Source organism: Flavobacterium sp. N2270 (genome assembly GCF_025947225.1).
Taxonomy (GTDB): Bacteria; Bacteroidota; Bacteroidia; order Flavobacteriales; family Flavobacteriaceae; genus Flavobacterium.
Genome location: NZ_CP110005.1, coordinates 266,489 through 280,485, shown reverse-complemented (window position 1 = coordinate 280,485; position 13,997 = coordinate 266,489). Strand labels below are relative to the sequence as shown.

Genomic DNA, 13,997 nt, shown 5'->3' with positions numbered 1-13,997 from the left:
TAATTTAACAATAGAAAAAATGAGCTTTTTAGAAACACCAGAAGAAAAAAAATCATTTACTATTACAAGTATATTATTTGTAATACTCTTTCTATTGTTTACTTTTTTAGGGTTAACTTATATGGATCCGCCACCTGAAAACGGTATCGCTGTTAATTTTGGAACAAGTGATGTAGGTCAAGGGGAAATACAACCTACAGAACCTATTAAAACTGCACCAACGCTATCAGTAAGTGAACCTGTAACTTCTAGTGAAGAAAATACGCTGACTCAAGATAACGAATCACCTGTTGTAGTTACACCTAAAAATAACACAAAACCTAAAACCAATACTCCTAAAGAGCAACCTAAAACAAAAGCAGAAACACCAAAGATTCCATCTAAGTCTACCAGTAATGCTCTTGATGCGTTAATTAATGGAGAGCCAAAAGATGGAAAAGATAATGGTGGGCATGGTGACGATGGTTTACCTGGTGATAAAGGTAATCCAAACGGAAGTATTTATGCGAATAGTTTTTATGGAAGTGGATCAGGTTCTGGGAATGGTTCTGGAAATGGGACAGGCTGGGGTTTAGCCGGTAGAAAGTTATCAGGAAATACCAAAAAAGTACAAGATTGCAATGAATCGGGTACTGTTGTTGTAAAAATATGGGTTAACAGAAATGGAAATGTTATAAAAGCAGAACGTACGCAAGGGACTACAAATACAAATCCTTGTTTGGTTAATCCGGCTTTAGAAACGGCTAGAACATTTAAATGGCAAGCAGATTCAAATGCACCAGAAACTCAAATAGGTTTTGTTGTGGTTAATTTTAAGCTTGGCGAATAAGTTTCCAAATATTCAATTCGTTTTTCCATTAGCCCCGATTATAGCTAACTGCCTCGCAGTGCGAAAAGCGGGTATTGCCTTTACAAAAGAACTAAAGTTTCGCTTCAAAAAAATATTCAAATGAATTATAAAGAAACTACTGAATGGCTTTTTAGTCAGCTTCCAATGTTTCAAAATCAAGGCGCTTCTGCTTATAAAAATGATTTATCTAATATTTTTTTATTAGATAATTACCTTAATCATCCACACAAGCAATTTAAAACTATTCATGTTGCAGGAACAAATGGAAAAGGTTCTACTTCTTCATTGTTGGCTTCTGTGTTGCAAGAAGCAGGTTATAAGGTCGGTTTGTATACGTCTCCACATTTAAAAGATTACAGAGAAAGAATTCGCATTAATGGAAATCTAATTTCCGAGGATTATGTTGTTGATTTTGTGCAAAATCATAAATCATTTTTTGAAGAGTATCAATTGAGTTTTTTTGAGATGACTGTGGGTTTAGCTTTTGATTATTTTGCACATGAAAAAGTAGATGTTGCAATTATTGAGGTTGGTCTTGGGGGTCGATTAGATGCCACAAATATAATTACCCCATTACTTTCTGTCATAACAAATATTGGTTTAGATCACACACAGTTTTTAGGTACTACTTTAAGAGAAATTGCTTTTGAAAAAGGCGGAATCATTAAAAAAAATGTTCCAGTTGTTGTTGGTGAATATGATTTAGAAACGAAACCTGTTTTTGATAAATTAGCTGATTACAATAATTCTAAAATTTTTTATGCTCAAGATGAAAATATTCGAGAAATTCCTTGCGCTTTACTTGGAGATTATCAAATAGCTAATAAGAAAACAGTTTTATGTGCTTTACAATTACTTTCAGATGAGTTTGTTTATTCACAAAATCATGTTGAAAGTGGCTTTTTGAATGTTATATACAATACTGGTTTATTAGGAAGGTGGCAAGTATTAAATGCTTCTCCTAAAGTAGTTTGTGATACCGCACACAACAGTCATGGTTTAAAAGTTGTTTTAAATCAGATTAAAAAAGAACAATTTGATAATTTACATATTGTTTTAGGTGTGGTTAATGATAAAGAATTAGATTCTATTTTACCATTATTTCCAAAAAATGCTAAATATTATTTTTGTTCTCCAAATGTTTCACGTGCTCTCAATTCATCTATTTTAATGGAGCAAGGTATGAAAATTGGGCTTAAAGGGAAATTATATTCTTCTGTTTCAGATGCTTATGAAAGTGCTTTAAATTCATCAAAAAAAGCAGACTTTATTTACATAGGAGGAAGTACTTTTGTAGTTGCAGAAATAATTTAAAAAAAATCAAATAATGTTTGCAATTACAAATAATGAATGTATATTTGCACTCGCAATACGGTAATAGTAAAGCGTTTTATTGGGGCGATTAGCTCAGCTGGTTCAGAGCACCTCGTTTACACCGAGGGGGTCGGGGGTTCGAACCCCTCATCGCCCACAAAAAAAGCACTTCATTTGAAGTGCTTTTTTTTATTTTATATAAATTCTAAAACTCGTTCTAGAGCCATTCCTCTAGATCCTTTAATTAAAATAAAACTATTCTTTAGTTCATTTTTCTTTAAGTAATTTGAGAATTCTCCAAAGTTTTGATAAAAATGTAAATGAGAACTATTTTCTTTATTTAAATAAAAATCTTTTCCAACTAAATGTGAGGTTATAGTAGTTTCATTTTTCAATAAATTGATAACGTTTTTGTGTTCTGTTAAACTTTCCTCTCCTAATTCAAACATATCTCCTAAGATAACAACTTTTGAAGCTTTTTCAATTTGTATGAAGTTGCTAATTGCTGCAGTCATGCTGCTTGGATTTGCATTATAGGCGTCTAATATTATTTCATTGCTGTTTTTCTCAATAAGTTGAGATCTATTATTTGTAGGAATATAATTTTCTATAGCTTCTTTGATAACAGAATCCTCAATTTTAAAATACTTTCCAATAGTTATGGCCGCGTTAATGTTGTTTGCGTTATATGCGCCTATTAAATGTGAAGTTACATTTGTACTGTTAAAATGAATTTTAACCATTGGATTTGCTTCAATTGATGTAATTTTTACATCTGCATTTTCGGTAGTTTTAGAAAAAGAATAATTTTTTATGTCTCTTGTTTTTTCTTGTTGTAAAGCATCATCTAGATTTACAAATGCAATCTGATTGTTTGTTCTTAAATAATCATACAACTCGCTTTTTCCTTTGATTATGCCTTGAACTCCTCCAAAACCCTCTAGGTGTGCTTTCCCAAAATTGGTAATATATCCAAAATTAGGTTCAGTTATTTGGCAAAGTAATTCAATTTCTTTTTGATGATTTGCGCCCATTTCAACAATTCCTATTTCAGTTTCTTTATTGAAATTTAATAGGGTTAGGGGTACGCCAATATGGTTGTTTAGGTTGCCAATAGTGGCAATCGTGTTGAATTTGGCAGAAAGTACTGCTTTTATTAATTCTTTAGTTGTAGTTTTTCCGTTACTACCAGTAAGTGCTATAATTGGTGTTTTTAATTTTTTTCTATGATAGTTTGCTAATTTTTGTAATGTGGATAAAACATCATCAACAAGAATTGTTTTACCTTCAATTTGATAATTAGGATTGTCTATTACAATGTATTTAGCACCTTTTTTTATTGCTTCTTCAGTAAATGTATTCGCATCAAAGTTTTCTCCTTTAAGTGCAAAGAACATACTGTTTTTTTCTATTTTTCTTGTGTCAGTTGAAACTTCTGAGCATTCAAGAAACTTTACATATAAGATTTCTATTTTCATAAAGCGAATATACTAAAAAAGCCCTTTCAATTGAAAGGGCTTTTTATAAAAGTATGATTGTATTTATTGTTTTGGATTTCCTCTAGGAGTCTTCTTGTTAGATTTTGGTCCAACTTTAGACATTGCATTTCTAAATCCAATATAGTCAGTAGCCATATCTTGTGGGAAATATCTACGAGATGCTGGATCTAACCAGTAAGCTCTATCTCTCCAAGAACCACCTTTATAAACTCTAACGTTGTCGTTAACTAAAGTTGTTCTGTCATTCGACTTGTCATATTTTTTAGTCATCTCACCTAAACTATCTACAGATATTGTATGTTTAGGAGATTCATACATTCTAAATTGATCTTCTTTACCTTCATCTTCTTCTTCAGATGAACCAAAGTCAAAACGTCTAGTTGAAGCTCTATCACCATCTCTATAGTTTCTGTTGTCAGAAGTAGAGAATTGAGTTCTTAAGTAGGTTTCATTGTCATCAACTGGAACCTGAGCAATTTGACCAGGGAAGTTTCTGGCTACAATCTTACCATTGCTTAATGTATCATAAGTAATGTTATCAGTTGTTACGATTTCAGTTGTACCGTCTTCTCCAATTTTATTTTTCATATAAACGTTACCTCTAAAGTAGTTGAAGTCATTTGCTTCGTCATCAACCATTGGTCTGTAAACATCGGCAACCCATTCAGCTACGTTACCTGCCATGTCATATAATCCAAAGTCGTTTGGAGGGTAACTTTTAACTTTATTAGTAATATCTGCACCATCATCAGACCAACCTGCGATTCCGCCATAATCTCCTTTACCTTGTTTGAAGTTAGCTAATTGGTCTCCTCTGTATTGTCTTTTTCCTGATCGTGTGTATTGTCCGTTCCAAGGGTATTTCTTTTGCCCTTTGTAGATATTGTATTCTCTGTTTCCTACTAAAGCTAATGCTGCATATTCCCATTCCGCTTCAGTTGGTAATCTGTACTCAGGTAATATTAAACCAGAATTTCTTTGTGCATAAACATTTTTTGCAGTATCTGCTACTTCTTGTCTTCCGCTTTTATTTAACTCTTTTTTAAGTACTACGTCTTCTTTACCACCAAAAGTTTGTGTAGGTGCTGCTAAGTAAGTTTCAGTGCTGAATGAGGTTTCGGCTGTAACGTCTTTAACTTTTGCGTTCTTTTTTAAATATCCTTCTCTTTCAAGAATATTTTCATTAACACGGTCAGTTCTCCACTTGCTAAATTCAGTTGCTTGAATCCAATTTACACCAACTACTGGGTATTCTGCATATGCAGGATGTCTTAGGTAGTTATTTGTCATTGTTTCGTTATAACCTAAACGATTTCTCCAAACTAAAGTATCTGGAATCGCACCGGTATATATGTTTTTGTAATTTTCATCTTCTGGAGGAAAAACTGTTTTTAACCAAAACAAGTATTCAGTATACATGATATTAGTTACTTCTGTTTCATCCATAAAAAATGATTGTACATGCTGTTGATTTGGAGTGTTGTTCCAATCATGCATAGGATCATCTTGTACTTTACCCATTGTAAAAGTTCCACCTTCAACTGGAATCATTCCTGGAGGAGTTTCTTGTTGTTTGAACTTAGAGTTGAATTGAAAGCCGCCTTCTTTGTCGTTGATTTTCCAACCCGTAGCTTTTGAACCACCTTTTGTTCCTGAGCTCTTACTACAACTAGTAAAACCTATTGCTACTGACAATGCCAATATCAATTTTAAAGTCATAATTTTCTTAATTTTCATACTTTAGTAGGTAATAATTTTAGAGTCGCAAGATAATAATTATCAATTAATTTGCAACATGTTTTTAAAAAAATATTAAATATTTGTTAATCTAACTCTTTTATAACGTTTTAGCCTTTTTTTTATTGTATAAATTTAGATATATTGATTTATTTTTTTCTCTTTGTAATATATATACTAAAACTACGTTTTGTTAAGAATGAAAAAGATTTTTATTTACTTTATGTTTTTTCTTTTTGGGGTTATCTATTCTCAAAATCAGACTAATATTTCTTTAACTTGGAGTAATTCTGTTCAATATCTCGGAGATGATGTTTATTTTGAGTTCCCGCGATTTGACAATAATTATTTTGAGTTAAATATCCCTAATAAAACAATTGGTTTAAGTTATTTATTTAAAAGTAACGGTTTTATTGATTCTTCTTCATTGGATATTAATTCTATTAAATATGAGATAATCCCATCTACTTATCTTAAAAATCTCGATATTTCTAAACTGCCTAATCAGTTGAAATATTCTATTGAGTCTGTAAAAGCAAGAGAAGATATTTATTCTGTTTTAAAATTGTCTCCTATTATTAATGAAAATGGTGTTTTAAAGAAAATTATTTCTTTTAGTTTTAATTTTACTTATAATAATAATTTAAGAAATAATTCATTAGTTGTTAATTCAATTACTAATTCTGTTTTAAGTTCTGGAACATGGCATAGGTTTTATGTTGAGAAATCAGGGGTATATAAGTTATCAAAAAGTTTTTTACAGTCTTTAGGTGTTAATGTTTCGGGAGATCCAAGAAATATCAAAATATATGGCAATGGTGGTAGAATGTTACCGTTGTTAAATAGTACTTCTTACCCTAGTGATTTGGAAGAAAATGCTATTAAATTTGTAGGTGAAGATGACGGCGTTTTTAACGATTCTGATTTTATTCTTTTTTATGCTGAGGGCGTAGATACTTGGAACACAGAAAGTTTAACTAGTGTCAATTTATTTTCTGATAAATCTTATTTTTATGTTACGACGTCATCTGGTTCTGGTAAAAGAATAGCTTCCGCTATAGAGCCAACGGCAGCTCCAAGTTTTAGTTTTACAAATTATAATGATGTTATAACATACGAGAAGGACTTAGTTAATGCAGGTAAAGTTGGTCGAAGATGGTTTGGAGAACAGTTCAATATTAATAATGAGCAAATTTTTGAGTTTTTAATTCCGAATTTAGATCTTTCATCTCCTGTTGGGTTGAAGATAAACTTTGCTTCAAAGTCCTACGGAGTATCTTCTTTTGATGTAGAGGCTAATAATCAAACAATTGGAAGTTTAACTTTTCCTACTTTGGTTGCGTTTAGCGGTGTTGAGGGTTACGAAAGTGCTTTAAATGCTAGTTTTACTTCGTCGTCATCAACAATAAGTTTAAATCTAACTTATAACAATGGTGGAGTTCCATCATCAAATGGTTATTTAGATTTTATTAGATTGACGACTGTAAGGAATTTGTCTGGATTTGGAGAGCAGTTTCCATTTTTTAATAATCAACAGTTATCAAATATTGGTGTTGGACAATATAATTTTACTAATGCAAGTAATATTAATGAGGTTTGGGATGTAACAGATCGTTTTAATGTTCAAAATTATATTAATTCGTCAGGTTCTAATTTCAGTTTTAAAGTAAATTTAGGTACTGAAAAAAAATATATTGCAGTTGATTTTTCAGATACTTACTCGCCTTTAAAAGAAACGAATACGTTAGTTTCTAATCAAAACCTTAAAGGGACTATTTTTCTTAATAATTCAGGTGTCTTTGAGGATATTGATTATTTAATTATTACACCAAATAATTTATTTACACCTGCAGAAAGATTGGCCGATTTTCATAGGTTGAATTCCGGAATGAAGGTTAAAGTGGTAAGCATTGAAAGTATTTATCAGGAATTTAGTTCAGGAAAACAAGATGTTGCAGCAATAAGAAACTTTATAAAGTATGTTTATCAAAATGCTTCGAATGTTTCAAATAGAGTTAAGTATGTCAATTTATTTGGCGACGCATCTTACGATTATAAAAATAGATTATCAAGTAATACTAACATTGTTCCTGTTTTTCACGGTTTTAACCCATTGGCAAGCGAAACTAATAATATTTCTAATTTTTCTTTGTACTTGTCTTTTATGTCTGATGATTTTTACGGGCTTATGGATGATTCAGAAGGTACAATGTTAAGTGGTGCAGACGGTATTGATATTGCAGTAGGTAGAATGTTAGTTTCGTCAGTGCAACAAGCAAATGAAATGGTTGACAAAGTGATTGAATATCATGATGAAGAATCGTATGGAAGATGGAGAAATAATTATGTCATTTATTCTGATGATGCAGATGATGCTACAGATGCAACACTTCAGTTTGGCTTAGATGATTTAGCAAATACTTTAGTGGATCAAAAACCATTTGTAAATGTAAAAAAAATACATACAGACGCTTATATTCAGCAAGTTGCCGCTGGAGGTGAAAGATATCCAGAAGCAAAAGCAGATTTTTTAGATAATTTAGAGCTTGGAGCTTTAGTTTTTAATTATTTCGGACATGGAAATGAAGAGTCTTTGGGCAGAGAGCGTTTATTTGAAAAAATTGATGCTCAAAATTTAACAAATAAATACAGGTATCCTTTATTTGTTACAATAACATGTGAATTTACTCGTTTTGATGATCCAAACAGGTTTACTGGAGGTGAATATATGTATTGGAATACAAGCGGCGGTGCGATTAGTTTAATTGCAACCACAAGGCAAATTGGTGTTACTACTGGTTTTACAATGAATAATATACTTAGTGAAGAGTTGTATGCATTTGGGTCAACTAATTATCCTACTATTGCAGAGGCTTTGCGTTTAACTAAGTTAAGAACAGGTTCAGATAATAGGCGAGTTGTCTTTTACATAGGTGACCCTGCATTAAAGTTAGCAATTCCTAAGTCTAAAGTAGTTTTAACCAAAGTTAATGATGTAGACGTGAGTTTGCCAAATGATGTGTTTAGTGCCTTAAGTTTAATGAAAGTTTCGGGCGAAGTTGTAGATGAATCTGATAATTTGATTTCTGATTATAACGGAGATTTGGCAGTTCAAATTTTCGATAAAGAAATCAATAGAAGTACATTAGGAAATAATGGTACAACTAATAGTTCTGGTCAATTAATAATTATGGATTTCACAACACTTGGAGAAACTATTTTTAGGGGAAATGCTTCTGTTGTTAATGGTAAATTCGATTTAAGTTTTGTCGTTCCTCAGGATATTAGAATTCCTATTGGGAACGGAAAAATTAGTTTTTATTCTAAAAGAAGTAATACTGTTTTAGAAGATCAGACGGGTTATAATACAGATATTCAAATTGGTGGCGTTAATACAAGTGCTCCTGCGGATAATACTCCGCCAACTGTAAGGTTGTACATGAATGACGAAAGTTTTGCTTCAGGAGGAATTACTAATTGCTCACCTTACTTACTTGCTTTTTTAGAAGATGAAAACGGAATCAATACAGCAAGTGGTATTGGTCATGATATAGTTGCTATTTTAGATGGTGATGAGTCAAATCCTTACGTTTTAAATGATTATTATGAAACAGAAAATAACGATTACACCAAAGGTAAAGTTCGTTTCCCGTTTAGGGATTTAGAATCGGGCATGCATACTATTCTTTTTAAAGCTTGGGATGTATATAATAACTTAATAACACAAGAAATTCAGTTTAATGCCGTTTGTAATGAAGATGGTTTAAGAATAGAAAAAGTTTTAAATTATCCAAACCCATTTGTTAGTTATACTGAATTTTGGTTTTCTCACAATATGCCATTTGAGCCATTAGACGTACAGGTGCAAATTTTAACTATTTCAGGAAAACTAGTAAAAACAATAAATCAACAAGTGGTTACTGATGGTTTTTTGTGTAGAGAAATAACATGGGACGGAAAGGATGACTTTGGAGATAAAATAGGAAAAGGGGTTTATATTTACAAGCTAACTGTTCGCTCAACTACAACGGGTAAAAAAACAGAAAAATACGAGAAACTTGTAATCCTATAATAAAATATTATATTTGTTCAATTAAATTAAAATACTAAATGAAAAAGATTGCGTTTTTTTTAACCTTAATTTTAACTTTCCAGAACATTTCTGCTCAGGATGAAAATAGAGTAATTACTACTGGGGTGCCTTTCCTGCTTATTGCTGCAGATGCTCGTTCTGCGGGTATGGGAGATATGGGAGTTGCAACATCAGCAGATGTTTTTTCGCAGCAACATAATCCGGCTAAATATGCTTTTTCGTTAGATAAACAAGGTTTTTCTATAAGTTATACTCCATATTTAACAAGTATTGCAAATGATATTTCGTTAGGTCAAATAACATATTATAATAGAATAAATGAAAGAAGTGCTTTTGCAACCTCTTTCCGTTATTTTGGTTTAGGAGATATTCAATTAACTAATAACTTAGGGCAGGAAACTACTACCGTGAACCCAAATGAGTTGGCTTTGGACGGTTCATACTCTCTGAAGTTGAGTGATCAATTCGCTATGGGTATTGGAGCTCGTTTTGTGCGTTCAAATTTACAAATTGCTACAGATAATAGTGATGCTAAAGCGGCAACAAGTTTTGCCGTAGATATTGCGGCATTTTATCAATCAGAAGAGGTTGCTTATAATGATTTTAATGGTCGATGGAGAGCAGGTATTAATTTACAAAACATGGGTCCAAAAATTAATTATAACAATGATGGAAACGATGAGTTTGGAAATTTTATGCCAGCTAATTTAAGATTAGGGCTTGGTTTTGATTTTATTTTTGATGAGTATAATAAAATTACACTTACAGGTGAAACGACTAAGTTAATGGTGCCAACGCCTCCAAAAGTTGGAGATGAAGACGAAAGTGGAACAATTGATAACACAGATTATACCATTGCTAATAATGAGTATAGAAAAACAAGTTGGGTTAGTGGAATGTTTAGTTCGTTTGGTGATGCACCAGACGGTTTAAGTGAAGAATTTAAAGAGTTTACTTATGCATTAGGTGCAGAGTATTGGTATCAAGATTCATTTGCTTTAAGAACTGGTTATTTTCACGAAAGTGAGGTTAAAGGAGCTAGAAAATTCTTTACATTAGGAGCTGGATTTAAATATAATATTGTAAAAATTGATGTATCATATTTATTCTCTGCTTCTAAAGTAAGAAATCCATTAGAAAATACATTGCGTTTTTCTCTAACATTTAATTTTGGAGATAAATACGACGAATATTAATTATTAGATAACTAAAAAATACAATCCAAATTCTTAATTAGAATTTGGATTTTTTTTCCCTAAACATGAAAGAAATTACAATAACAACTTCATTCGTGGAGTATGAAAATTTAAATGAGTTGGATGCTTCTTCTCAAAAAATGATGCAATTAGCTATACTGGCTAGAAAAAAAGCCTATGCGCCATATTCAAAATTTACAGTAGGTTGCGCAATTCTTTTAGATAATGGCAAAGTTGTGGAAGGTTCAAACCAAGAAAATGCAGCTTATCCATCTGGATTGTGTGCAGAAAGAGTAGCTATATTTTATGCAGGAGCTAATTATCCAGATGCTAAAATTTTAAAGTTGTTTATATCAGCATCACCTGTCGATAGAGATTTAGAACAGCCAATTCCTCCATGTGGCTCTTGTAGGCAGTCAATAGCCGAGTATGAAATTAAGCAAGATCAGGATATAGAAATATATTTTATGGGAGGAAAAGGAAAAATATATAAATCAAATTCTTTAAAGAACATACTTCCGTTTATGTTTGATAAAAAATATTTGTAGTTAATTGTTGTAAAAAAAACAAAATTTATTTTTTCAATAAGCTTGTAAGTAGTATTTTTGCTTTTTGTACCTTTTTGTAACATCTGAATAGCGATGAGTGCAAAATTCAATTTAATTAAAAAATAATGAAACCAATAACAAAAGAGGTTTACCTTAAGTGGTATGAGGATATGCAATTGTGGAGAAAGTTTGAAGACAAGCTGGCTGCGCTATATATTCAACAAAAAGTAAGAGGATTTCTTCATTTATATAATGGTCAAGAAGCGGTTTTAGCAGGAGCACTTCATGCTATGGACTTGTCAAAAGATAAAATGATTACAGCTTACCGTAATCACGTTCAGCCTATTGGTATGGGTGTAGACCCAAGAAATGTTATGGCTGAATTATTAGGAAAAGTTACTGGTACTTCAAAAGGAATGGGTGGATCAATGCATATCTTTTCAAAAGAGCATGGCTTTTATGGAGGGCATGGAATTGTTGGAGCTCAAATTCCAGTTGGGGCAGGAATTGCTTTTGCAGATAAATATTTTGAAACAGGAGGGGTAACATTAACTTATTTTGGAGATGGAGCTGCTCGTCAAGGATCTTTACATGAAGCTTTTAATATGGCCATGTTATGGAAACTACCAGTTGTATTTATTGTTGAAAACAATGGATATGCAATGGGAACTTCTGTTGAAAGAACAGCAAATCATACCGATATTTGGAAATTAGGTTTAGGTTACGAAATGCCTTGTGGTCCTGTAGATGCTATGAACCCTGTAAAGGTTGCAGAAGCTATGCACGAAGCTATGGAAAGAGCACGTCGTGGTGATGGACCAACATTCTTAGAAATGAAAACATACCGTTATAGAGGTCACTCTATGTCTGATGCTCAACTTTATAGAACTAAAGATGAAGTAGAAGAATATAAAAAAATCGACCCTATTACGCAGATATTAGATATTATCAAAGAAAACAATTATGCTTCTGAAAGTGAAATTGAAGAAATTGATCAAAGAGTAAAGGATTTAGTTGAAGAATGTGCAACATTTGCTGAAGAATCTGATTATCCAGATGTTCAGCAACTGTATGATGTTGTTTACGAACAAGAAAATTACCCATTCATTCCTCATAAATTATAAGCTATGGCAGAAATTATTACAATGCCGCGTTTGAGCGATACAATGACTGAAGGAGTTGTAGCAACTTGGCTTAAAAAAGTTGGTGATAAAATTTCAGAAGGAGATATGCTTGCTGAAATTGAAACAGATAAAGCAACAATGGAGTTTGAATCTTTTAATTCAGGTACTTTATTGTATATTGGAATTCAAGAAGGTGAATCTGCACCTGTTGATTCTTTATTGGCTATTATTGGAAAAGAAGGAGAAGATATTTCTGCATTATTAAGTAAGGCTTCTACATCTAAACCAGCTAATGAAGAAGAAATAAAACAAGATGTTGTTTCAGAAAATCTAGATATAAAAGTACCTGAGGGAGTTATTGTAGTTACTATGCCAAGGCTAAGTGATACAATGACTGATGGAACTGTTGCAACTTGGTTGAAAAAAATTGGAGACTTAGTTTCAGAAGGAGATATTCTTGCAGAAATTGAAACTGACAAAGCTACAATGGAGTTTGAATCTTTTAATGCAGGCACATTATTGTATATTGGTGTTGAAGAAGGAAAAACTGCTCCTGTAGATTCTATTTTAGCAATTTTAGGCCCTGCTGGAACTGATGTTTCTGCTATCGCAGCTAACTATAAAGTTGGTGGTGCATCATCTGAAGCGCCAAAAAAGGCTGTTTCAGAAACTCCTATTATAAACTCAAATACGCCTTCAAATGTTGCGGTTGTAGTAAATGATGGAGGAAGAATTTTAGCTTCACCGTTAGCAAAAAAAATAGCACAAGAAAAAGGAATTAATTTAGCGCAAGTTTCGGGCTCTGGAGAAAATGGAAGAATTGTGAAAAGTGATGTTGAAAACTTTACTCCTTCACAACAAGTTTATCCAACCTCTGCTCAAGCGGTAAACCAAGCTACAAATGCTGTTGCTGCAGTGCAACCATTTGTACCAGCTGGAGAAATGTTTCAAGAGGAAATTAAAAATTCTCAAATGCGTAAAACTATTGCGCGTCGTTTAGCTGAATCTAAATTTACTGCACCTCATTATTATTTAACAATTGAGTTAGATATGGACAATGCAATTGCATCAAGAGGAGTAATCAATACTTTGCCAGATACAAAAGTGTCTTTTAATGATATGGTAGTTAAAGCGTCAGCAATGGCGTTGAAAAAACATCCACAAGTAAATTCTCAATGGAGAGAAGACGCAATGGTAATCAATCACCATGTGAATATTGGTGTTGCCGTAGCTGTTGAAGATGGTTTAATGGTTCCTGTTTTGAAATTTACAGACCAAATGAGTTTGTCTCAAATTGGTGCTTCTGTGAAAGATTTAGCAGGGAAAGCAAAATCTAAAAAAATTCAGCCTTCAGAAATGGAAGGAAGTACGTTTACAATTTCTAATTTAGGAATGTTTGGTATACAATCATTTACTTCAATCATCAATCAACCCAATTCAGCAATTTTATCAGTTGGTGCAATTGTTGAAAAACCAGTGGTTAAAAACGGACAAATTGTTGTAGGTAATACAATGGTTGTTACTTTAGCTTGCGACCACAGAACGGTAGATGGTGCAACAGGAGCTCAATTCTTACAAACGTTTAAAGCGTTTATGGAAAATCCTGTTACTATGTTAGCATAAATTATAGTTAATA

9 protein-coding genes and 1 tRNA gene are annotated in these 13,997 nt (G+C 32.3%); 8 read left to right on the top strand and 2 right to left on the bottom strand.

Going from position 1 to position 13,997, the window contains the following annotated elements; all coding sequences use genetic code 11:
• Window positions 1-19: 19 nt before the first annotated feature.
• The 3 genes from OLM55_RS01430 to OLM55_RS01420 all read left to right on the top strand — a co-directional run bounded on the left by OLM55_RS01430 (window position 20) and on the right by OLM55_RS01420 (window position 2,321).
• On the top strand, window positions 20-829 hold the full coding sequence (locus OLM55_RS01430) for an energy transducer TonB (protein WP_264559643.1): 810 nt from the start codon (window positions 20-22) through the stop codon (window positions 827-829).
• Window positions 830-949: 120 nt separating this feature from the next.
• Complete coding sequence (locus tag OLM55_RS01425) at window positions 950-2,164, top strand: bifunctional folylpolyglutamate synthase/dihydrofolate synthase (protein WP_264559642.1); 1,215 nt, start codon at window positions 950-952, stop codon at window positions 2,162-2,164.
• Between the two features lie 82 nt (window positions 2,165-2,246).
• A tRNA-Val gene (locus OLM55_RS01420) sits at window positions 2,247-2,321 on the top strand.
• Window positions 2,322-2,358: 37 nt separating this feature from the next.
• On the opposite strand, the gene OLM55_RS01415 is transcribed toward OLM55_RS01420, so the two are convergent.
• Together OLM55_RS01415 and gldJ are read right to left on the bottom strand one after the other, a co-directional pair.
• Entirely contained in the window at window positions 2,359-3,642 is a 1,284-nt protein-coding gene (locus tag OLM55_RS01415; protein ID WP_264559641.1) for a UDP-N-acetylmuramoyl-tripeptide--D-alanyl-D-alanine ligase, read from the bottom strand.
• 63 nt (window positions 3,643-3,705) lie between these two features.
• Window positions 3,706-5,400: a gliding motility lipoprotein GldJ gene (gldJ, locus tag OLM55_RS01410; protein ID WP_264559640.1), complete on the bottom strand. Its 1,695-nt coding sequence runs from the start codon at window positions 5,398-5,400 to the stop codon at window positions 3,706-3,708.
• 199 nt (window positions 5,401-5,599) lie between these two features.
• Between gldJ and porU the strand changes: the two genes are divergently transcribed.
• From porU to OLM55_RS01385, 5 genes are all read left to right on the top strand, one after another.
• Complete coding sequence (porU, locus tag OLM55_RS01405; protein WP_264559639.1) at window positions 5,600-9,472, top strand: type IX secretion system sortase PorU; 3,873 nt, start codon at window positions 5,600-5,602, stop codon at window positions 9,470-9,472.
• Between the two features lie 38 nt (window positions 9,473-9,510).
• On the top strand, window positions 9,511-10,689 hold the full coding sequence (gene porV / locus OLM55_RS01400; protein WP_264559638.1) for a type IX secretion system outer membrane channel protein PorV: 1,179 nt from the start codon (window positions 9,511-9,513) through the stop codon (window positions 10,687-10,689).
• 65 nt (window positions 10,690-10,754) lie between these two features.
• The gene (gene cdd, locus OLM55_RS01395) at window positions 10,755-11,237 is read left to right on the top strand and encodes a cytidine deaminase (protein ID WP_264559637.1); all 483 of its coding nucleotides are present in this window, start codon (window positions 10,755-10,757) and stop codon (window positions 11,235-11,237) included.
• A 125-nt stretch (window positions 11,238-11,362) separates the two neighbouring features.
• The gene (pdhA, locus tag OLM55_RS01390; RefSeq protein ID WP_264559636.1) at window positions 11,363-12,361 is read left to right on the top strand and encodes a pyruvate dehydrogenase (acetyl-transferring) E1 component subunit alpha; all 999 of its coding nucleotides are present in this window, start codon (window positions 11,363-11,365) and stop codon (window positions 12,359-12,361) included.
• A gap of 3 nt (window positions 12,362-12,364) precedes the next feature.
• Entirely contained in the window at window positions 12,365-13,984 is a 1,620-nt protein-coding gene (locus tag OLM55_RS01385) for a pyruvate dehydrogenase complex dihydrolipoamide acetyltransferase (protein WP_264559635.1), read from the top strand.
• The last annotated feature ends 13 nt before the right edge of the window (window positions 13,985-13,997 follow it).